At 70.0% G+C, this 21372-nt stretch carries 18 protein-coding genes and 1 pseudogene; 13 read left to right on the forward strand and 6 right to left on the reverse strand.

Going from position 1 to position 21372, the window contains the following annotated elements:
* The first annotated feature begins 236 nt into the window (after nucleotides 1-236).
* Nucleotides 237-365, forward strand: coding sequence for a hypothetical protein (locus tag AC5P1C_RS28495; RefSeq protein WP_493868805.1), 129 nt, complete (start codon nucleotides 237-239; stop codon nucleotides 363-365).
* On the opposite strand, the gene AC5P1C_RS28500 is transcribed toward AC5P1C_RS28495, so the two are convergent.
* Entirely contained in the window at nucleotides 359-1951 is a 1593-nt protein-coding gene (locus AC5P1C_RS28500) for a purple acid phosphatase family protein (RefSeq protein WP_493868806.1), read from the reverse strand. The two genes, AC5P1C_RS28495 and AC5P1C_RS28500, sit on opposite strands and share 7 nt — an antisense overlap.
* Nucleotides 1952-2103: 152 nt before the next feature.
* On the opposite strand from AC5P1C_RS28500, the gene AC5P1C_RS28505 reads away from it, so the two are divergent.
* Both AC5P1C_RS28505 and AC5P1C_RS28510 read left to right on the forward strand, forming a co-directional pair.
* On the forward strand, nucleotides 2104-3144 hold the full coding sequence (locus AC5P1C_RS28505; RefSeq protein WP_493868807.1) for a 3-isopropylmalate dehydrogenase: 1041 nt from the start codon (nucleotides 2104-2106) through the stop codon (nucleotides 3142-3144).
* Nucleotides 3145-3389: 245 nt separating this feature from the next.
* Nucleotides 3390-4487, forward strand: a complete 1098-nt coding sequence (locus AC5P1C_RS28510; protein WP_493868808.1) for a branched-chain amino acid aminotransferase — start codon at nucleotides 3390-3392, stop codon at nucleotides 4485-4487.
* 266 nt (nucleotides 4488-4753) lie between these two features.
* On the opposite strand, the gene AC5P1C_RS28515 is transcribed toward AC5P1C_RS28510, so the two are convergent.
* Nucleotides 4754-6172 carry a cytosine permease gene (locus AC5P1C_RS28515; RefSeq protein ID WP_493868809.1) on the reverse strand — a complete coding sequence of 473 codons (1419 nt, stop codon included), beginning with the start codon at nucleotides 6170-6172 and terminating at the stop codon, nucleotides 4754-4756.
* A 162-nt stretch (nucleotides 6173-6334) separates the two neighbouring features.
* Here AC5P1C_RS28515 and ureA point away from each other — a divergent pair, with 162 nt between their 5' ends.
* From ureA to AC5P1C_RS28555, 8 genes are all read left to right on the forward strand, one after another.
* The gene (ureA, locus tag AC5P1C_RS28520; RefSeq protein WP_493868810.1) at nucleotides 6335-7039 is read left to right on the forward strand and encodes an urease subunit gamma; all 705 of its coding nucleotides are present in this window, start codon (nucleotides 6335-6337) and stop codon (nucleotides 7037-7039) included.
* Nucleotides 7036-8757, forward strand: a complete 1722-nt coding sequence (locus AC5P1C_RS28525; protein ID WP_493868811.1) for an urease subunit alpha — start codon at nucleotides 7036-7038, stop codon at nucleotides 8755-8757. The genes ureA and AC5P1C_RS28525 overlap by 4 nt, the downstream gene beginning before the upstream one ends.
* Nucleotides 8758-8807: 50 nt before the next feature.
* A complete protein-coding gene (locus AC5P1C_RS28530; RefSeq protein ID WP_493868812.1) occupies nucleotides 8808-9830 on the forward strand; it encodes an agmatine deiminase family protein in 1023 nt (340 codons plus the stop codon).
* Nucleotides 9831-9918: 88 nt separating this feature from the next.
* Nucleotides 9919-10485: a TetR/AcrR family transcriptional regulator gene (locus AC5P1C_RS28535; RefSeq protein ID WP_493868828.1), complete on the forward strand. Its 567-nt coding sequence runs from the start codon at nucleotides 9919-9921 to the stop codon at nucleotides 10483-10485.
* Nucleotides 10486-10606: 121 nt separating this feature from the next.
* On the forward strand, nucleotides 10607-11662 hold the full coding sequence (locus AC5P1C_RS28540) for a protein TolB (RefSeq protein WP_493868829.1): 1056 nt from the start codon (nucleotides 10607-10609) through the stop codon (nucleotides 11660-11662).
* A 94-nt stretch (nucleotides 11663-11756) separates the two neighbouring features.
* The gene (locus tag AC5P1C_RS28545) at nucleotides 11757-13004 is read left to right on the forward strand and encodes a TolB family protein (protein WP_493868813.1); all 1248 of its coding nucleotides are present in this window, start codon (nucleotides 11757-11759) and stop codon (nucleotides 13002-13004) included.
* A gap of 375 nt (nucleotides 13005-13379) precedes the next feature.
* The gene (gene cimA / locus AC5P1C_RS28550; RefSeq protein ID WP_493868814.1) at nucleotides 13380-14984 is read left to right on the forward strand and encodes a citramalate synthase; all 1605 of its coding nucleotides are present in this window, start codon (nucleotides 13380-13382) and stop codon (nucleotides 14982-14984) included.
* Between the two features lie 59 nt (nucleotides 14985-15043).
* Nucleotides 15044-16402: a hypothetical protein gene (locus AC5P1C_RS28555; RefSeq protein ID WP_493868815.1), complete on the forward strand. Its 1359-nt coding sequence runs from the start codon at nucleotides 15044-15046 to the stop codon at nucleotides 16400-16402.
* Nucleotides 16403-16520: 118 nt separating this feature from the next.
* On the opposite strand, the gene AC5P1C_RS28560 is transcribed toward AC5P1C_RS28555, so the two are convergent.
* The 3 genes from AC5P1C_RS28560 to AC5P1C_RS28570 all read right to left on the reverse strand — a co-directional run bounded on the left by AC5P1C_RS28560 (nucleotide 16521) and on the right by AC5P1C_RS28570 (nucleotide 18778).
* Complete coding sequence (locus tag AC5P1C_RS28560) at nucleotides 16521-17474, reverse strand: SDR family NAD(P)-dependent oxidoreductase (protein WP_493868816.1); 954 nt, start codon at nucleotides 17472-17474, stop codon at nucleotides 16521-16523.
* A gap of 54 nt (nucleotides 17475-17528) precedes the next feature.
* Nucleotides 17529-18065, reverse strand: a complete 537-nt coding sequence (locus tag AC5P1C_RS28565; protein WP_493868817.1) for a hypothetical protein — start codon at nucleotides 18063-18065, stop codon at nucleotides 17529-17531.
* 98 nt (nucleotides 18066-18163) lie between these two features.
* Complete coding sequence (locus tag AC5P1C_RS28570; RefSeq protein ID WP_493868818.1) at nucleotides 18164-18778, reverse strand: YceI family protein; 615 nt, start codon at nucleotides 18776-18778, stop codon at nucleotides 18164-18166.
* Nucleotides 18779-19116: 338 nt separating this feature from the next.
* Between AC5P1C_RS28570 and AC5P1C_RS28575 the strand changes: the two genes are divergently transcribed.
* Both AC5P1C_RS28575 and AC5P1C_RS28580 read left to right on the forward strand, forming a co-directional pair.
* Nucleotides 19117-20709: an acyl-CoA carboxylase subunit beta gene (locus AC5P1C_RS28575; RefSeq protein ID WP_493868819.1), complete on the forward strand. Its 1593-nt coding sequence runs from the start codon at nucleotides 19117-19119 to the stop codon at nucleotides 20707-20709.
* A 32-nt stretch (nucleotides 20710-20741) separates the two neighbouring features.
* The gene (locus tag AC5P1C_RS28580; RefSeq protein ID WP_249587538.1) at nucleotides 20742-20939 is read left to right on the forward strand and encodes an acyl-CoA carboxylase subunit epsilon; all 198 of its coding nucleotides are present in this window, start codon (nucleotides 20742-20744) and stop codon (nucleotides 20937-20939) included.
* A gap of 187 nt (nucleotides 20940-21126) precedes the next feature.
* Here the strand turns inward: AC5P1C_RS28580 and AC5P1C_RS28585 are convergent.
* A pseudogene (locus tag AC5P1C_RS28585) lies at nucleotides 21127-21372 on the reverse strand (ATP-binding protein); the annotation flags it as partial.

The following is a 21372-nucleotide window of genomic DNA, read 5'->3' on the forward strand; positions in this document are numbered from 1 at the left end:
CCGTCTCAGATAGTAGGAAGTCCGAGTAATTGTGGAGACAGACGCTCCGTCCTCGCTTAGCTTTGTAGAAGCCGAACGTCTCGCTCGACCAAGCGAATGGCGGTCGTGAGCCGGAGCCCCATGCAGGCAACCCCTGCGGCTCCGCAGCTCCCTGCCTCTGGGGGTCCCCCCACGCCCATTAGGCAGTGGGGGAGTCTCGAAATCACCCTGCTTTTTTCTCAAGGAGTGGATCTCCCATGGCCGAGACGACCGCACGCCGAGTCCGTCACGCTTCCCGTACGAGCGATTCCGAGCGCAGGAAGGCCGCCGCGGCCCTGCAGCGCGCCCTCGACCGCAGGGACAACGGAGGCGCGACGGGTCACTGACCCGCCCGCACCACCTCGAAGTGGTCCACGCGCTCTCCGCTCTCGGCGAGCGCGGAGACCGTCAGCTTCGGGTGGGCGCCGGCCGTCACCTCCACCGCGAGGAACGAGAAGCCGGTGTACCGCACCCGTGACCACTCCACCGTGTCCGGGTCGGGCAGACGCGACTTCGTCCAGTGGAACGACAGGATCGATTCGCGGTCCTCGACGTTCCCCTCGTAGCTGTCCTTCACGCCGACCGGGAAGTCGTAGAGGTCCTTGCCAGCGCCGCCCGCGGTGACGTACACGATGCCGTCGCGCGTCGGATCGGTCGACGCGCCGACCGGCACGGGCTTGCCGACCTCGCCGCCCTTGATCGCGTCAGTCCGCTCGTAGACGTGGTTGTGGCCGTTGACGACCAGGTCCACCTGGTGCTTGGTGAACAGCTCCAGCCATGCGTCGCGCAGCCCGCCGTCCGACGCGTGCGTAGCCGTCGAGTACATGCAGTGGTGGAAGAAGACCACGATGAAGTCGACCGACTCGTCCGCCCGCAGCTCGCGCAGGCGCTGGTCCAGCCAGGCGGTCTGCTTGCCGTCCGTGTAGCCCTTGTTGGCGGGGATCTCGTACGAGACGTCGTTCGCGTCGAGCGCGACGACGCCGACATTGCCGTACGTGAAGGAGTAGACGCCCGGCGCGCTCGACGGGTCGAAGCCGTTGTCCGGGAGCGACCAGCGGGCGGACTGGCCGCCGTAGCCGTTGGGCGAGTACCACGCCTCCATGTCGTGGTTGCCGGTCGTCACCATCCACGGGACGGATTTCGCGACGCTCTCCGTCTGCGCGAGGAAGGTGTCCCACACGCGCGCGTCGTACGTGTCGGACTCCTTGCCGTGCCCGGTGGTGTCCGCGTAGCAGATGTCGCCCGCGTGCAGATGGAAGGACGGGTTCTGGCCCAGGATCAACTGGTCGTTGGCGAGGGCGTCATAGCTCACGCCCTGGTCGCCGAAGGCCGTGAAGACGAACTTCTCCGGTGTCGCGGGCGCCGTGCGGAAGGAGCCGATCGTCGCCATCCGCTCGGGCGAGGCCGGGTCGAAGCCGTCGTGCCCGACGCCGTAGTAGTACGTCGTGCCGGGCTTCAGGCCGTCGAGCGCCGCGTGCAGGTAGTACTGCTCGACCGCGGGCAGCTTCTTCGACAGGGACGGGGTGTGCAGGTCGCGCACCTCCGCCTCGATCTTCCGGCTCAGCTCCCAGGGCTTCAACCCCACCCGCAGATAAGGGGACTTGACGGCGAACGGCACCTGCCAGGAGACCCGCATCTGCGTCTTCGGGTCGGCCCCGAAGGCGAGGTGCCGGGCGAAGGGAGCCACCAGCTTGCCGTCGACCTTGACGGGCGCGGACGTCGCGGCGAGCGGGCTCGACGCCGACGCGCCCTCGCCGTGGGCGCTGCCCGAACTCCCGGCGAGCAGGCCGATGCCGCCGACCGTGCCGGCGGTGGCGAACGAACCGGCGAGGACCTTGCGGCGCGAGAACTTCTTGCGCAGGTACTCGTGCTGCTCCGGCATGCTCATCTCGGCCGCGAGCCGCTCCGGTATGCCGACGTTTGGGGTGTCCATGTAGAGAGAACTTCCCAGCGACCCCCAACTCCCGCCAGGCCTGAGGGTAAAGGGAGAGTGGCCATGTGATGGCGCACCCGTGGCGTGACCAGGAGTGTCCGCATGCCGGACTGCGTGTGTCATCCCCTGGGACGGGGCGTAGGGTGTTTCGCATGTCTCGCAGCATCAATCTCGCAGTGATCCCCGGTGATGGAATCGGCCAGGAAGTCGTGGCCCAGGGGCTCAAGGTCCTCAATGCCGTCCTCCCGCAGGATGTGAAGCTGGAGACCAAGGAGTTCGACTTCGGCGCCAGGCGCTACCACGCGACCGGTGAGACCCTCACCGACGCCGACGTCGATGCCCTCAAGCAGTACGACGCGATCCTCCTCGGCGCGATCGGCGACCCCTCGGTCCCGTCCGGCGTCCTGGAGCGCGGCTTCCTGCTGAAGCTCCGCTTCCTCTTCGACCACCACGTCAACCTGCGGCCGTCGAAGCTCCTTCCGGGTGTCGCGACCCCCCTCAAGGGTCAGCCCGAGATCGACTTCATCGTCGTACGCGAAGGAACCGAGGGCCCGTACACGGGCAACGGCGGCTCGATCCGCACCGGGACCCCGCACGAGGTGGCGACCGAGGTCTCCGTCAACACCGCCTTCGGTGTGGAGCGCGTGGTCCGTGACGCCTTCGCCCGCGCGCAGGCCCGCCCGCGCAAGAAGCTGACGCTGGTCCACAAGAACAACGTCCTGGCGTACGCCGGTCACCTCTGGACGAACGTCTTCAACGAGGTGGCGAAGGAGTTCCCCGACGTCACCACGGACTACCTGCACGTGGACGCGGCGACGATCTTCCTCGTCACCGACCCCGCGCGCTTCGACGTGATCGTCACCGACAACCTCTTCGGCGACATCATCACCGACCTCGCCGCGGCCGTCTCCGGCGGCATCGGCGTCGCGGCATCGGGCAACATCAACCCGAGCCGCGAGTTCCCCTCGATGTTCGAGCCCGTGCACGGCTCGGCGCCGGACATCGCCGGTCAGGGCAAGGCCGACCCGTCGGCCACCGTCCTGTCCGTCGCGCTCCTCCTGCGTCACCTCGGCTACGAGGACGAGGCGGCGCGCATCGAGAACGCCGTCTCCGCGGACCTCGCGGAGCGCGGCGAAACGGTCCGCAGCACCGAGCAGATCGGCGACGCGCTCGCCGTACGAGTAGCGGGCTGACCCGGTAGCTCACCGTCAAGACACAGAAGCCGCCGGGTCTGGTAGACCACCCGGCGGCTTCTCGTATGCGGCTCCGGGTGCCACCATCGACCCCTGGGCCGCATTCACGCTGTTTCTTCCTCGGTGCCACGCGAGCGATAATCGAACGTGGGGCCGCGGAATGCAGGGTTACTCGGACGTCCTAGTACGAGAAGTACTGGCGTGAGCGCGGTCCGTCACCATCACACCGTGAAGGACTAGTACTCATGACGACGACGCCGACACCCACGATCGAGCTCAAGCCGACCTCGAGCCCGCTGTCCAAGGCGGAGCGCGAGGCGATCCTGGCCAACCCCGGGTTCGGTCGCCACTTCACCGATCACATGGTGACGATCAAGTGGACGGAGGGCCGCGGCTGGCACGACGGGCAGCTCGTGCCGTACGGCCCCCTCTCCCTCGACCCGGCGACCAACGTCCTGCACTACGCGCAGGAGATCTTCGAGGGCCTGAAGGCCTACCGCCGCCCCGACGGCTCGGTGGCCTCCTTCCGCCCCGAGGCCAACGCGGAGCGCTTCCAGCGGTCGGCGCGGCGGCTCGCGATGCCGGAGCTGCCCGTGGAGACGTTCATCGAGGCGTGCGACGCGCTGGTGAAGGCGGACAAGGCGTGGGTGCCGGCGCATGGTGGCGAGGAGTCGCTGTACCTGCGTCCGTTCATGATCGCGAGTGAGGTCGGGCTCGGCGTGAAGCCGGCCAACGAGTACCTCTTCATCGTCATCGCCTCGCCCGCGGGCGCGTACTTCCCCGGTGGCGTCAAGCCCGTCTCGATCTGGCTGTCGGAGGACCGCGTGCGGGCGGTCCCGGGCGGCGTGGGCGACGCCAAGACCGGCGGCAACTACGCGGCGTCGCTGCTCGCGCAGGCCGAGGCGGCGGAGAAGGGGTGCGACCAGGTCGCGTACCTGGACGCGGTCGAGCACAAGTGGGTCGAGGAGCTCGGCGGCATGAACCTGTACTTCGTGTACGGGGACAAGATCGTGACGCCGACGTTGACGGGCTCGTTGCTGGCCGGGATCACCCGTGACTCGCTCCTGACGGTCGCGCGTGACCTCGGCTACAAGTCGGAGGAGGCGCGGGTGTCGATCGACCAGTGGCAGGCCGACACGTCCGAGGGCACGCTGACGGAGGTCTTCGCGTGCGGTACGGCGGCGGTGATCACTCCGGTGGGCACGGTGAAGTGCCGCTCGGGCGAGTGGACCCAGAGCGGCGGTGAGCCGGGCCCGGTCACGATGAAGCTGCGGGAAGCGCTGCTGGATGTGCAGCGGGGGACGGCGGAGGACAAGCACGGCTGGATGCATGACCTCGGCTGAGGGTTCCCTGCGGGGCTTGGGCGGGCTGCGGGGCTGATCCGTCTTGGGTGCGGGGCCGCGCCGGTATGTCCGTCCTCGCCATCTTCCGTGGCTGCGGGGCTACTTCGGCCCCGCGGCCTTCGGGAGCCGTGCTCCGGGCAGACATACCGGCACGTCCCCTCCCGCGCGTTGCCGACCGCGGCTGATCGATGGCTGATCGCTGTGTCGCTGCGGGGCAATCGGGCGGGAAAGGTCTGTTCGGTCAGGGTTGGCTGCGGGCGAGCCGCTCAGGGGGTCACGCTGAACGCAGGTTCCACAGGCTCCGCAGCCCGCCCCCGCTCCAGTGCCACGTACGCAACGCCCCCCACCACGCCCGACAGCAGGAAACTGCAGTCCACCCCGCCGGTGAGGGAGAGCAGCGGCCCTTCGTAGGAGGGCAGCGAGACCGAGGCCAGGCCGACCGCCGCGCCCAGCGTCCAGCTCGCCGTCGCCGGGATGTTCCAGCCCCCGCGGTACCAGTAGATTCCGCCCCTGGAGCGGCGGTTGAAGACCTGGAGCGCCTCCGCGTCGTACGCGCCCCCGCAGCGCGCGAAGCCGATCAGGGTGATCACCGCCCACGGGGTGCCGATCGCCGTCAGGAGCAACACGAAGGACGTCATCGCGTCCTGCGCCTCCCACGCGTAGTGGCCCACGAACACGCACGCCGTGGCCACCACCGCGACCGTGTACGTCGCCCGCGCCCGGGAAGCCCGCGGCAGGATCGCGTCCAGGTCGAGGCCCATCGAGTACAGCATCAGGCCCGCGTTGCCGACCGAGCCCGCCGATGCGGCGAGGAGGAGCGGGACCAAGTACCAAGTGGGGGACGCCGATACCAGCGGGCCCGCGTAGTCGAGCGCCGCGCCCGCCGCGTACGCCGTGAACGTACCGAAGAGCTGGGGGACGAGGAGGCCGGCCAGCAGGCCGATCCACGATGCGCGCAGCACCGTGCGCGAGCTGTGGTGCGTGGGGGAGACGTAGCGCGTGTAGTCGCCCAGGAGCGTGATGAACGCGATCGGGCCGCTCAGGCCCGCCGCCACCAGCGCGAGCAGCCACGTCGGCCAGAAGGAGCCCAGGAGGTAGCCGCCCGCCTGGGGGAGGGCCGAGGTCGTGAAGTCGGGGGCGTAGGCCACCGCCCCGAGGATCAGCAGCGCCGTCATGCCGACCGCGAGGACGCGGGACAGCCGCAGCAGGACCCGGTAGCCGTAGACCGCGCCCGTCACCGTGGCGGCGGCGAGCAGCGCGTACACGATCCCGTACGAGAGACCGCTCGCCGGGAGGCCCGTCAGTCGGTGCAGGACGCCCACCATCACGTCCCCGCCGATCCAGATGGTCAGCGCGGTGTAGCCGAGGGAAAGGAGGAGCCCGACGATCGAGCCGATCAGGCGGCCCCGTACGCCGAACTGGGCGCCGGATGAGGTGGAGAGGTTCGTGCCCGTGCGGAGCGAGACCAGGGCGAGGGGGGCCGTGAGGGCCGTACCGATCACCGTGCCCGCCACCACGGACGTGACCGACGCCCACCAGCCGAGGCCGAACGACACCGGCAGCCAGCCGAAGACGATCACCCCGAGGCAGAGGTTGGAGCCGAGCAGGATCGAGATGAGATCGCGGGGGCCGCTGGTGCGTTCCCCGTCCGGGATGGTGTCGACTCCGCGCTGTTCTATCGGCATGAGGGTGCCCCTGACGCTCGATCGTGGCCGCCTGCGCACACAGGCCGCCGTCCGACTGTTTGAGTGCCGCTCAATGTGACCTGAGTCCTGCTCGCACGTCAATGCTTCCGTCACATCGATCTCGTGGTTAGAGTGATGCTCAAATGATGGAGGTGTGGTGGCGTGCGGCTTACCCCCACGGAACGCGACCGGCTGCTGCTCTTCGGGGCGGCCGAGCTGGCCAGGGCCCGCAAGGCGCGCGGCCTCAGACTCAACGTCCCCGAGGCGACCGCGCTGATCGCGGACGCGGTGTGCGAGGCGGCCCGCGACGGGGCCAGGCTCGCCGAGGCGATCGAGCGCGCCCGCTCGGTCCTCGGTCCTGACGACGTCCTGCCGGGTGTGGCGGACGTGGTGACCGAGGTGCATGTCGAGGCCGTCTTCGACGACGGCTCGCGGCTCGCGGTCGTCTCGCAGCCGATCGGTGCGGGGCTGGGGGACGAGGCCCCAGGGGCGCTGCTCCCCGGCCCCGAGCACGAGGAGCTCGCGCCCGTCGCGACGCTCACCGTGCGCAACACCTCGACCGTGCCCGTATCCGTCACCTCGCACTTCCACTTCTTCGAGGCCAACCCCCGCCTCGACTTCGACCGGGTGGCCGCGTACGGCATGCGGCTGGCCGTGCCCGCCGGGTCCTCGATCCGCTTCGGGCCCGGCGAGAGCGCCGAGGTCGGACTGTTGCCGATCGGCGGCGAGCGCATCGCGATCGGCTTCGCCGGCCTTGTCGACGGGCCGCTGGACGCGCCGGGCGCCCGCGAAGAGGCCCTGCGCCGCGCCGCCGCCTGCGGCTACCTCGGCGTACCGGAAACGACTGAGCAGGAGGTCGAGCGATGAGCCGCCCCGGAGGCCACCCCGCCGAACCACGCCGCCTCACCCCGTACGAGTACGCCGCCACGCACGGCCCCCGCGCCGGCGACCGCGTCCGGCTCGGCGATTCCGGGCTGACCGTCCGGGTGGAGTCCGATGCGCAGCAGTACGGCGAGGAGTTCCTCGCCGGGTTCGGCAAGACCGCCCGCGACGGACTGCACCTGAAGGCCGCCGCCGTCCGCGAGACCTGTGACGTCGTCATCAGTAATGTGCTGGTGATCGATGCCGTGCAGGGCATCCGGAAGGTGTCCATAGGGATCAGGGAGGGCCGGATCCACGCCATCGGGCGGGCCGGTAATCCCGACACCCTCGACGGTGTCGACGTCGTCGTCGGCACCGGTACGTCCATCGTGTCGGGCGAGGGGCTCATCGCCACCGCCGGATCCGTGGACACCCACGTCCACCTGCTCTCGCCGCGCATCATGGAGGCCTCGCTGGCCTCCGGTGTCACCACGATCATCGGGCAGGAATTCGGGCCCGTGTGGGGCGTCGGCGTCAACTCGCCCTGGGCGCTGAAGCACGCGTTCAACGCCTTCGACGCCTGGCCCGTCAACATCGGCTTCCTGGGCCGCGGTTCGTCCTCGCACGACGCCCCGCTGATCGAGGCGCTCGCCGAGGGCGGCGCGTCGGGCTTCAAGGTGCACGAGGACATGGGCGCCCATACGCGGGCGCTCGACACCGCCCTGCGGGTCGCCGAAGAGCATGACGTTCAAGTCGCCCTGCACAGCGATGGGTTGAATGAGTGTCTCTCGGTCGAGGACACCTTGAAGGTGCTGGAGGGGCGGACCATTCACGCCTTCCACATCGAGGGGTGCGGCGGCGGTCACGTACCGAACGTCCTGAAGATGGCGGGCGTACCGAACGTCATCGGCTCCTCCACCAACCCCACGCTGCCCTTCGGGCGTGACGCGGTGGCCGAGCACTACGGGATGATCGTCTCCGTCCACGACCTGAAGACCGATCTGCCGGGCGATGCCGCCATGGCCCGTGACCGCATCCGCGCCGGGACCATGGGCGCCGAGGACGTGCTGCACGACCTGGGTGCCATCGGGATCACCTCGTCGGACGCGCAGGGCATGGGGCGTGCGGGCGAGACCGTACGCAGGACCTTCGCGATGGCCGGGAAGATGAAGGCCGAGCTCGGCCCCATGGACGGGGACGGCGCGGACGACGACAACGCGCGTGTCCTGCGCTACATGGCCAAGCTGACCATCAACCCCGCCATCGCCCACGGACTCGCGCACGAGGTCGGCTCCATCGAGGTCGGCAAGATGGCCGACATCGTCCTGTGGAAGCCCGAATTCTTCGGTGCCAAGCCGCAGCTGGTCCTGAAGTCCGGCTTCCCGGCGTACGGCGTCGTGGGCGACCCGAACGCCGCCACCGACACCTGCGAGCCTCTCGTCCTCGGCCCGCAGTTCGGGGCGTACGGCGCGACGCCCGCCGACATCTCCGTGGCCTTCGTCGCGCAGGCAGCCGTCGACCAGGGCAACGACCAGATGCCGACCCGGCGGCGCCGCGTCGCCGTCCGCGGCACCCGCGGCATCGGGCCCGCCGATCTGCGGCTCAACTCCCGCACCGGCTCCATCGACGTCGACCAGCGCTCCGGCCTGGTCACGCTCGACGGCGACCCGGTCAGGTCCGAGCCCGCCGACTCCGTCTCGCTCAACCGCCTCTACTTCCTGTAGTCCGCCGCTTCCCGTAGTCCGTCCCGTCAGTCCTTGCCGTAGGGATCACCATGACCTTCCACATGCCCGCCGAGTGGGCCCCGCACGAGCGCACCTGGATGGCCTGGCCCGGCCCCAACCCCACGTTCACGAATGAGCGTGAGCTGGCCGAGGCGCGGGCCGCCTGGGCGGGCGTCGCCCGTGCCGTACGCCGCTTCGAACCCGTCACGATGGTCGTCGGCACCGGCCAGGGCGCGTCCGCCCGCGCGCTCCTCGGACCTGACATCGAGCTCGTCGAGCGTGACCTGGACGACGCGTGGATGCGGGACATCGGCCCCACCTTCGTACGTGACGGCGACCAACTGGCCGCCGTGGACTGGATCTTCAACGGCTGGGGCGGTCAGGACTGGGCCCGCTGGGAGCACGACGCGAAGATCGCCCGCCATGTCGCCGACCTGGCCGGTGTGCCCGTGCACTCCTCGCCGCTGGTCAACGAAGGCGGCGGCATCCACGTCGACGGCGAGGGCACGGTCCTGCTGACCGACACGGTCCAGCTCGACCCGGGACGCAACCCGGGGCTGACCCGGGAGCAGGCCGAGGAGGCGATCCACGCCCGCATCGGCACCCGCAAGGCGATCTGGCTGCCCAAGGGCCTGACCGGTGACTACGGGCAGTTCGGCACCCGGGGGCACGTCGACATCGTCGCCGCCTTCGCCGCGCCCGGCGTCGTCCTCGTCCACTCGCAGCAGGACCCCGCCCACCCCGACTTCGAGGTCAGCAAGGAGATCATCGGGGTGCTCCAGGGTCAGACCGACGCCCGAGGGCGCACCCTGCAGATCGTCGAGGTGCCCGCGCCGACCGTCCTCACGGACGACGAGGGCTGGGTCGACTACTCGTACATCAACCACTACCTCTGCAACGGCGGCGTCGTCCTGTGCGCCTTCGACGACCCGCGCGACGAGATCGCGGCCGGCATCTTCCGCCGTCTCTTCCCGGAGCGGACCGTGACGCTCGTGGACGCCCGTACGATCTTTGCCGGGGGTGGTGGCATCCACTGCATCACCCAGCAGCAGCCGAAGATCCCGAAGATCTAGCGTCAGACGAGTCACCGCAGGAGTCCCCGTGGCCGAGGCCGCACGCCGGAAGAACGCGCCACCGCGCGAGGACGTCCTTGCCGCAGCCATGGAGATGATCGCCGAGCGCGGCCTGGAGAAGCTGACCATGGCCGCGCTCGGCCGCGAGGTCGGCATGAGCAGCGGCCACCTCCTCTACTACTTCCGGACCAAGGACGAGCTGCTCCTGCGCACCCTGGAGTGGAGCGAGTCCGCGCTCGGCGCCGAGCGCGGCCGGCTGCTCGCACGGCGTGGCACGGCCCGCGAGCGGCTGGATGCGTACGTCGATCTGTACGTCCCGGACGGCCCCGGCGACCCCCACTGGACCCTGTGGCTGGAGGTCTGGAACCGCTCTCTGAACGCCGACGAGGACGAGCGCGACCGGCAGGTCGCCATCGAGAGCGCCTGGCACCGCGATCTGGTGGCGCTGCTCGCCGAGGGCGTGTCGCGGGGTGAGTTCGGGGCCCTGGACCCCGACCGTTTCGCGACGCGGCTGCGGGCCCTGCTCGACGGGTTCGCCATCCATGTGGCGATCGGCCTGCGCGGCACGGGGCGTGACCAGATCCTCGCGCACGTACGGGAGTTCCTGGACGGAGCGCTCGCCCCGGCCCCCCAGGACCCCGTTGGCCCCGTCTAGGTTGTACGCGTTCTTGCGGATTGCGTGTGTCCTGGAGGTGCGCTTGTATCCCCGTGGGCCTTCGGTATCGGGCCGGGGGGAACGACAGGTTTTGGGGGAAGCCATGTCCACTGCTCGACGTGTGTCCTTGAGTGCCTTACTGGTCGCGGCACTCGGCACGACCGCATTACCCGCCGCGGCACAGGCCGCGCCGCACGAGCCGCCGGTGCCGAAGGTGGAGCGGGTGAGCGTCGCGGCCGACGGGACCGAGGCCGACGGGGCTTCGCGTACCGCGTCCGTGTCGGCGAACGGCCGTTACGTCGGCTTCCACAGCGACGCGGAGAACCTGACAGAGGGTCATCAGGGGCCGTACGACTGGGCGTTCGTGAAAGACCTGGAGACCGGCGGGATCAAGCGCCTGGAGAACTCCATGGCCGCCCCCGTGATCAGCGACGACGGGCGGTACGCGGCGCACACCGGGTGGGGCTCGCACGGCATCAACGTCTTCCTCACCGACCTGACCACGGGGGAGATCAAGCAGATCGACGGCCGGGGATTCAAGTTCAGCGCGTCATCCCCGTCCATCAGCGCGGACGGCCGCCACGTCGCCTACGACCTGCACCCGAGCCACCCCTCAGACCCTGAGCGGGTCGAGGTCTACGACCGCGAGACCGACACCCGCGAGGTCATCAGCGACGGGCCGCCGGACACGTCCCGCGACATGGTGGACCCGTCCATCAGCGCCGACGGGCGCCACGTCGCCTACGAGGACAACGGCACCGGCCAGGTCTGGCTCCGCGACCGCACCACGGGCAGCCTCACCCGCGTCGACGACGGCACCGCGTCCACGCTGGTGCAGGTCAACGGCCGCACGGTGGCGATGAACGGCGCGGCCGGCGCTTACGTACGCGACGTGCGCACCGGAAAGGTCAAGCACTTCGCGGGCAAGGACGCCAAGGCCGTCAGTCGGAACGGGCGCCGACTCCTTTACGGGGACGCCGAGTCGAACCTCGTCCTGCGCGATCTCCGCAGCGGTCGCGAAGTGGCCGTCGGCCACGGCGGGGCGACGGCGGGGGCGATCGCGGACAAGGGGAAAGGCATCGTCTACAGCTCCGCCGACGCGGACCTGGTGCCGGGGGACACCAATGGAGTGTCCGACATCTTCCTGCGGACAGTTCCGGGGAAACCGCAACCGTAAGCACAACCGTAAGCGCATCCCACGCATCAAAGACATTGCGTGCACCGACCACAGCAAACGCACCGAACACCGGGCAATCACGGGGGACTTGACCATGCACCGCACCCAGCGCCGCGCCACCCTGGCCGCCGCCGCACTCGTCGCCGCGCTCACGGCCGGTACCCTGCCGGCCGCGTTCGCGGCGGACGCCGCGCCCCGCACCGAGGGCGTCAGCGTCACCGCCGACGGCAAGGCGGCGGACGACCGCTCGTCGTCGGCGACCATCAGCCGCGGCGGCCGGTTCGTGGCCTTCGGCTCCGAGGCGACCGACCTGGTCGCGGGCGACACGAACGGCCGCAGCGACATCTTCGTACGCGATCTGCGCACCGCGAAGACCGAGCGGATCGCCCTCGAAGGGCGGGACCTCAGGAGCCCTTCGCTCAGTGCCGACGGGCGGTACGTCGCGATGGTGACCAGCCCCGCGGACTCCTACTCGGACGCCGACGTCCGGCTCTACGACCGCAGGACCAAGAAGGTCGAACGGCTCGACGTCGAACTGCCCGACGGCGCCGCGGGCGCGGGCCGCGTGTCGCTGACGCCGAATGCCCGGTACGCGGTCTTCAACGTCGGTCAGAGCGCGGGCAGCGCCGGCGACATCGTCTTCCTGCGCGACCGGAAGACCGGCACGACCGAGCGGATCAGCGAGGCCGACCCGGGCAGGGAGGGGCGCACCGCGCACGGGGCGACCGTCAGCGACGACGGCAGCCGTGTCGTGTACGCGTACAACTACTACAACGGTCCGCGCGGCGACGACTGGAGCGACGTGCTGCTGCGCGACCGCAGGACCGGCGAGCTGACGGAGGTCGACCGCTCGTACGACGGATCGGAGACGGAGAAGGAGTCCCTCGACCCGTCCATCAGCGGCGACGGCCGCAAGGTCGTCTTCGAGTCCCGCGACACGCACCTCGTGCCGAACGACGACGACATCGCGTGGAACGTCTTCGTCCACGACATCGCCTCCGGCGAGAACCAGCGGATCCACGGCACCCAGGGCGGCCCCGGCGAGGTCTACACCCGCGCGCCCGCGATCAGCGCCGACGGCCGCCACGTGACGTTCATGTCGGAACTCGCCGAGGCCGGGTCCGAGTACGGCAAGGAGTGGCCCGTCTACCTGCGGGACCTGAAGAAGGGCAGCACCACGCTCGTCACGCCGGACACCACGGGCGGCACGGCCACCGCGAAGGTCGCCCCCGGCGGGATCTCGGCGGACGGCCGCCGGATCGCGTTCCTCTCCGGCGACGCGACGCTCCTGAGCGGCGACACCAACGACGGCGACGACGCCTTCGTGCGCCACCTGCGCTGAGGCCGCACGGCGATGCGGGCGGATGCGGGCGGCGCGTGGGACGTGCCGCCCGCATCGTGGTGTTCGGAACGTCCACGTACGCCCGCATCGTGAGACGGGGGAGCGCGGTGTGCGCGGGCTGTGGCAGGCTGCCACCGTGCTCTCGTTCGCCATGATTATTGGCAGCAGGCGCGCCGGTCCGCAGTGACCGTCTCGTACCACCATGTACGGGCGGACACCGTCGTCTCTCAGACCCGCGCGCAAACCTCTCGTACCCACGAGGGGTTTTTTCGTTTCCTGGCCCAACATCAGCCGGACGCGGAGCGCGAGGGATCATTGAAGCGGTGGAGCCGGTCATTCCGGTAGACCGAGATCCGACACAGGAGCCAGATCAGCATGACGGAAACCAGCACACCCGACGATGCGTTCCACGTCTTTGACACCACGCTGCGCGACGGCGCGCAGCGTGAGGGAATCAACCTGACCGTCGCGGACAAGCTGACCATTGCCCGGCACCTGGACGACTTCGGCGTGCGCTTCATCGAGGGCGGCTGGCCGGGTGCCAACCCCCGCGACACCGAGTTCTTCTCCCGCGCCCAGCAAGAGATCACCTTCCGGCACGCCCAGCTCGTCGCCTTCGGCGCCACGCGCCGCGCGGGTGGCTCGGCGGCCACGGACCCGCAGGTCAACGCCCTGCTGGCGTCCGGCGCCCCGGTCATCACGCTCGTCGCCAAATCCCATGACCGGCACGTCGAGCTCGCGCTGCGCACGACTCTGGAGGAGAACCTGGAGATGGTGCGCGACACCGTCTCCTACCTCGTGGAGCAGGGGCGGCGCGTCTTCGTCGACTGCGAGCACTTCTTCGACGGCTACCGCGCCCATCCCGAGTACGCCAAATCCGTCGTCCGCGCGGCCTCCGAGGCGGGCGCCGACGTCGTCGTCCTGTGCGACACCAACGGAGGCATGCTCCCCGCCCAGATCCAGGCGATCGTGGGCACCGTGATCGCCGACACCGGTGCCCGGCTCGGCATCCACGCGCAGGACGACACGGGGTGCGCGGTCGCCAACACCCTCGCCGCGGTCGACGCCGGCGCCACGCACGTGCAGTGCACCGCCAACGGCTACGGCGAGCGGGTCGGCAACGCCAACCTCTTCCCCGTGGTCGGCGCCCTTGAGCTCAAGTACGGCAAGCAGGTCCTGCCCGAGGGCTCGCTGCGCGAGATGACCCGCGTCTCGCACGCCATCGCCGAGGTCGTCAACCTCACCCCCTCCACGCACCAGCCGTACGTAGGCGTATCGGCCTTCGCGCACAAGGCGGGCCTGCACGCCTCGGCGATCAAGGTCGACCCGGATCTCTACCAGCACATCGACCCGGACCTGGTGGGCAACCGCATCCGGATGCTGGTCTCGGACATGGCGGGCCGCGCCTCCATCGAGCTCAAGGGCAAGGAGCTCGGGATCGACCTGGGCGACGACCGGGAGCTGGTGGGCCGGGTCGTCGAGCGGGTCAAGGAGCGTGAACTCAAGGGCTACACGTACGAGGCCGCGGATGCGTCCTTCGAGCTGCTCCTGCGTGAAGAGGCCGAGGGGCGGGCCCGGCGCTACTTCCGCGTCGAGTCCTGGCGGGCCATCGTCGAGGACCGCCCCGATGGCACGCACGCGAACGAGGCCACCGTGAAGCTGTGGGCCAAGGGCGAGCGCATCGTCGCCACGGCGGAGGGCAACGGCCCGGTCAACGCGCTCGACCGCTCGCTCCGGGTCGGCCTGGAGCGGATCTACCCCCAGCTCGCCAAGATGGAGCTTGTCGACTACAAGGTCCGCATCCTGGAGGGCAAGCACGGCACGTCGTCCACGACCCGGGTGCTGATCTCCACCAGTGACGGTGACGGTGAGTGGTCGACGGTGGGCGTGGCGGAGAACGTGATCGCGGCGTCGTGGCAGGCGCTGGAGGACGCGTACACCTTCGGACTGCTGCGGGCGGGCGTCGAGCCCGTGGAGTAGCGGCAAACCGGGGCGGCTCCGGACCGCCGCCGGGGGCTCGACTGAGTTAGCTTCGAAGTATGAGCAATGGGACGAAGCGAATATTTGTCGCGCTGTCCGGGCTTCTCGTGTCCCTGGGCGCCGTGTCGTTCACGGCGGCGCCCGGGGCCGCGGCTGCCGTGTCCGCCACCAGTGTCCCGGCTGTCGCCGAGGCCTGGGAGAAGAGCCCGGTGTACGTGGATCCGGCCGCCTCGGACCAGCTGTCCGGAGCCGACGCGGATGCCATCGCGGAGAAGATCGAGGACGCCGACAAGCCCGTGTTCGTGGCGGTGCTGCCCGCTGACTTCCCCAAACAGGACCTCTTCCAGAAGCTGCGCACCGAGACCGGTGTGACGGGTGTGTACGGGATCCGGCTCGGCGACGCGTTCGACGCGAAGGCGGACCGTGCGGTGCTGAGCAACGCGGCGGTCTCGAACCTCGTGAGGACGTACGGGGACGTGGGCAACACCAAGACTCAGCTGAACGACTTCGTCGACCAGGCGGTGAAGGACGCCCGTGGCTCGGCGCCCTCTTCCTGGGACGCCGGCGCCGACAGCGGTGCTCCGGTGGGTGCGCTGATCGGTATCGGTGCGGTGCTCGTGGCGGGTGCCGGGGCCACGTACGCGGTGGTCCGGCGGAACCGCAGGCGGCGGGCCGAGGAGCAGCGCGTGGCGCTGGAGAAGCTGCGGGTCGTGGTGGACGAGGACATCACGGCGTACGGCGAGGAGCTCGACCGCCTGGACTTCCACCCCTCGGAGGCGGGCGCGGACGACACGATGCGCGCCGATTACGAACGTGCCCTCGACTCGTACGAGAAGGCGAAGTCGTTCATGGCGGCGGCGGAGCGGCCCGAGGAGGTGCGGGCCGTCACGCAGTCCCTGGAGGACGGCCGCTTCTCGCTCGCCCTGCTCGCCGCACGGCGTGAGGGCCGGCCGCTGCCGGAGCGGCGTGCGCCCTGCTTCTTCGACCCGCGGCACGGCCCGTCGGTGAAGGACGCGCAGTGGTCGCCGTCGGGTGGCGCCGAGCGCTCGGTCCCGGTCTGCCTGGCGGACGCGACGCGCCTCGCGGACGGCGAGGAGCCGATGGCCCGGACGGTGACCACGGAGTCGGGCGAGCGCCGCCCGTACTGGGAGGCGGGCCCGGCATACGGCCCCTGGGCCGGCGGCTACTTCGGCGGCGGCATGCTGCCCGGTCTGCTGGTCGGCACGATGCTGGGCTCAATGATGGCGAGCCCGGCGTATGCGGCGGACTACGGGGCGGGATACGGGGACTTCGGCGGAGGCGGTGCGGGTGCCGGGTACGACGGCGGGGACTACTCGGGGTCGGACTTCAACCCTGGGGACTTCGGTGGTGGCGGGGACTTCGGCGGGGGCGGGGACTTCGGGGGTGGGGGGTTCTAGGGGGTTGCTGCGGGCAATCGGGATGGGGGTCCCCCTGCTCTTGAAGAGCTTGGGGGAGAGCGGGAAAGGCCTGTTCGACGAGGGTCGGATGCGGAGTGACGGGGGGAGGGCTCAGGGCCTAGAGGCCAGTGAGTTCCGCGGACAGTTGCCAGAGGCGGGCCGCCGCTTCGGGGTCCGTTGCCCAGGGTTTGACGCCGCCGATCAGCATGTCCTCCGTAGTGGCGGGCTCCGCGAGGTCGCAGTCCTGGCAGTACGCACCGCCGTACGCGTCCAGCAGCGGTGACGTCGCCGCCCAGACCGCCGTGGCCGCGCCCTGCGCCGGGGTCTTGAAGCCCGGTGCCGGACGGCCGTCGGCGGTCAGCCAGCCGTGCGCCAGCTGTTCCTCGCGGGGGATGTGGCGCTGGAGCGGTGTGAGGATGCTGCCGGGGTGGACCGAGAAGGCCCGGGGCCCGGTGGGCAGGGAGTCCAGGTGTACGGCGAAGAGCGCGTTCGCCGTCTTGGACTGGGCGTACGCCGACCAGCGGTCGTAGCCCTGGTCGAAGTGCGGGTCCGCCCAGCGGATGTCGGAGAGGAAGTGGCCGGACGAGGTCACGGACACGACACGTGCGGTACCGGGGCTCAGCACCGGCCAGAGGCGGTTGACCAGGGCGAAGTGGCCGAGGTGGTTGATCGCGAAGTGGGACTCCCAGGTGCCGTTGGGGCCGAACCGGGTCTCGGGGCAGGCCATGACGCCCGCGTTGTTGATGAGGATGTCCAGGGTGCCGCGCGTGGCGAGAAAGCGGTCGGCGAACTGCCTGACGCTGTCCTGGTCCGCCAGGTCAAGCGCCTGCACCTCCACGCGTTCCGTACCCCGCAGCGCCTCCCGCGCGGCGCCGGGCCTGCGCGCCGGGACGACGACGTGCGCGCCCGCCCGGGTGAGCGCCCGGGTGATCTCCAGGCCCAGGCCCGAGTATCCGCCGGTGACCACCGCCGTCCTGCCCGAGAGGTCGATCCCGTCGAGTACGTCGTCCGCCGTGCTCAGCGCCCCGAACCCGCTGCCGATCCTGTGCTGTTGCTCTTGCCGTGTGGTCATGTGCGTGACGCTAGAAGCTGGACCGCGCTCCAAGGCAAGTACCGGCGCCCGCGCTCAGGCGCTCTCCGGTGGCGGCATCTGCCACCTGCCCGAATGGCCGGGCGGGAGGGCCAAGTCGCGCCGCACCGCCTGGTAGTAGCCCTCGCGCGTCGTCCGCTGCCGGTCCAGGAGGGCGGACCACGCGTCGGGATCGTGGGTGTCCTCGCGCAGGAAGCGTTCCATCTCGACGACGGTGAGGATCCAGACCCGCGCCTTGTCCACCACGTCGGGCGTGCCGAGCATCAGCAGGGCCTCACCGGCCGGATCGCGGGCGATAGCGGCCTCCGCCAGGTGGGGCGCCGCCTCTTCGGGGGAAAGGGGGTGCGGGTGCGGGTCGTTGCCGAGGTGGGCCGCGACGCGGTAGGTGAGCGTGACCGCCTGCTTCACCACGCGGGCGTAGTCGCCGTAGACGGCGAGGCGCCGCTCCTCCCAACGGGCGGCCTGCTCCCGCTGGAAGCGGGCCCGGTCGCCGCGAGTGATCGCCAGGTACGAACCGAGCGCACCGACGATCACGCCTATGAGGGCGGGCAGTTGCTGTATGAACTCGGCCACGGCCCGAACCGTATCGCGAACGCCGGACGCCGAGCGCTCGCCCTCCTGGAACGGGGTGGTGGAGGGCGACCGCGCTCGTAGAGGCCCCGGGGCCCCGGTCAGCCGGCGTTCTTGATGGCCGAGATGTCGAAGTTCAGCTTGATCTTGTCGGAGACAAGCACCCCGCCCGTCTCCAGCGCGGCGTTCCACGTGAGGCCCCACTCCGAACGGAGGATCTCCGCCTTGCCCTCGAAGCCGACCCGCTCGTTCCCGAAGGGGTCCGTGGCCGAGCCGTTGAACTCGAGGTCGATGGAGAGCGGCTTGGTGGTGCCGAGGATCGTCAGGTCACCGGTGACGCGGTAGTCGTCGCCGCCCAGCGCCTCGGCCTTGGTGGAGCGGAACGTCATCTCCGGGAACTCGTCGATCTTGAAGAAGTCCGCGCTCTTGAGGTGGCCGTCACGGTCCGCGCTGCCGGTGTCGATGCTCTCCATCTTCACGTCGATGGAAGCCGTCGAGGCGGCGGGGTCCGTGCCGTCCAGGTGCAGCGTGCCCGCCACGTCGGTGAAGGAGCCCTTGACGTTCGTGACCATGGCGTGGCGTGCGACGAAGCCGATCGACGTGTGCGAGGGGTCGATCGCGTACTCACCGGTCAGAGCGGCAAGCTCCGGGTTGACCGGGGCGGTCGCGGTGGCGGTGGAAGTGGCGGTTTCGTTCTTGCGGCCGAAGAGACCCATGACTGCTCCTTGGGGACGAGGTGCGATCTGATGCGATCTGTTGAATGTTCAACGAGATTCACTCTAACCCCATTCAGTTCAATGTTCAACCTATAGCGGAGCGTGCCTCGGTTGTCGCGATGCGTCACTCCAGGAATTGGTCGGTCCGGTTGAGATGCAGGGCGTGTGAGGTGTCTCTCACCCGTTCCTTTGTGGAATCCCCACAGGACGACGGCCCTCTGAGCAGTCACTTCGGGCGCACTGGACTGGGGTTCTGTTCGGGGGTGCCAGGAAAACGGGCCGGAGACTGTTCAGAGTCGACGGTCCGTTTCCGTAGGCCCACTTCGTAAGGTCACTACATGACCGTTTTGGACGACACCGCTTCTCCCGAAGGCGAGCCCACGGACGCGCGTGGGCGCGTGGCCGAGCTGCACGCGATCCGTGCCGAGGCGCTGCGCGGGCCGAGCGAGAAGGCGACGGCGGCCCAGCACGCCAAGGGCAAGCTGACCGCGCGTGAGCGGATCGAGCTGCTGGTGGACGCGGGTTCGTTCCAGGAGGTCGAGCAGTTGCGCCGCCACCGGGCGACCGGGTTCGGCCTGGAGGCCAAGAAGCCGTACACCGACGGTGTCATCACCGGCTGGGGCACGGTCGAGGGCCGCACGGTCTTCGTCTATGCGCACGACTTCCGCATCTTCGGCGGCGCGCTTGGCGAGGCGCACGCCACGAAGATCCACAAGATCATGGACATGGCCATCGCGGCCGGTGCCCCGCTGGTCTCTCTCAATGACGGCGCCGGCGCCCGTATCCAGGAGGGCGTCTCCGCGCTCGCCGGGTACGGCGGCATCTTCCAGCGCAACACCAGGGCCTCGGGTGTCATCCCGCAGATCTCGGTGATGATGGGCCCGTGCGCGGGCGGCGCGGCCTACAGCCCCGCCCTGACGGACTTCGTGTTCATGGTCCGTGAGACCTCGCAGATGTTCATCACCGGGCCGGACGTGGTGCGTGCGGTGACCGGTGAGGAGATCTCGCAGAACGGTCTGGGCGGCGCGGACGTGCACGCCGAGACCTCGGGCGTGTGCCACTTCGCGTACGACGACGAGGAGACCTGCCTCGCCGAGGTCCGCTACCTCATCTCGATGCTGCCCTCCAACAACCGAGAGAACCCGCCCACCCACGAGTCCGACGACCCGGCGGAGCGCCGCTCGGACGTCCTGCTCGACCTGGTCCCCGCGGACGGCAACCGCCCGTACGACATGACCAAGGTCATCGAGGAGCTCGTCGACGAGGGCGACTACCTCGAGGTCCACGAGCGCTGGGCCCGCAACATCATCTGCGCCCTGGCCCGCCTGGACGGCAAGGTGGTGGGCATCGTCGCCAACCAGCCGCAGTCCCTGGCCGGGGTACTGGACATCGAGGCCTCCGAGAAGGCGGCCCGCTTCGTCCAGATGTGCGACGCCTTCAACATCCCGATCGTGACGCTCCTTGACGTGCCCGGCTTCCTGCCGGGCGTGGACCAGGAGCACGGCGGGATCATCCGGCACGGCGCCAAGCTCCTGTACGCGTACTGCAACGCCACCGTGCCGCGGATCTCGCTGATCCTGCGCAAGGCCTACGGCGGCGCGTACATCGTCATGGACAGCCAGTCCATCGGCGCCGACCTGACCTATGCCTGGCCGACGAACGAGATCGCGGTGATGGGTGCCGAGGGCGCCGCCAACGTGATCTTCCGGCGCCAGATCGCGGCCGCCGAGGACCCCGAGGCGATGCGCGCGCGCATGGTCAAGGAGTACAAGGCCGAGCTGATGCATCCCTACTACGCCGCGGAGCGAGGCCTGGTCGACGACGTGATCGACCCCGCCGCCACCCGCGAGGTGCTGATCAGCTCCCTCGCGATGCTCCGCAACAAGCACGCCGACCTGCCGTCGCGCAAGCACGGCAACCCCCCGCAGTAATCCTGCAGTAGCCCACAAGGAGAACGCTGCACATGACTACCCCCGACATCCGCGTCGAGAAGGGCCACGCCGAGCCCGAAGAGGTCGCCGCCATCACGGCGATCCTGCTGGCCCGCAGCGCCGCCGCCACCGCGCAGGCGCCCGCGCCCCGCCGAGGCCGCGACAAGGCCGGCTGGCGCCGCCTGGAGCGCTCGCCGGGCTTCCGCGCCCCGCACAGCTGGCAGGGCTAGCCCCACCGCCTCACCGCACACAGCACGGCCCCGCACCACTTCTGGTGCGGGGCCGTGCTGCATCCTGAACCGCCGCTGCGGCGGTTCAGGGCGGCATGCACCCGCAGACAAAGACGAGGGGCCCCGCACCAACCTGACGGTGCGAGGCCCAACGACGTACAGGCAAGGACGGTTGACGCAGCCGCGCCTAACGCAGACGCGCCATCAGCGCGTGCTCGACGAGCGTGATCAGACCGCTCTTCGCGTCCGCGCGATGCCTCGCGTCCGTCGTGATGATCGGGGTGTCCGGGCCGATCTGCAGCGCCTCGCGGACCTCGTCCGGCGTGTACGGCTGGTGGCCGTCGAAGCCGTTGAGGGCGATGACGAAGGGCAGGCCCGAGTTCTCGAAGTAGTCGACGGCCGGGAAGCAGTCGGCGAGACGGCGGGTGTCGAC

Source organism: Streptomyces sp. A18, assembly GCF_059026065.1.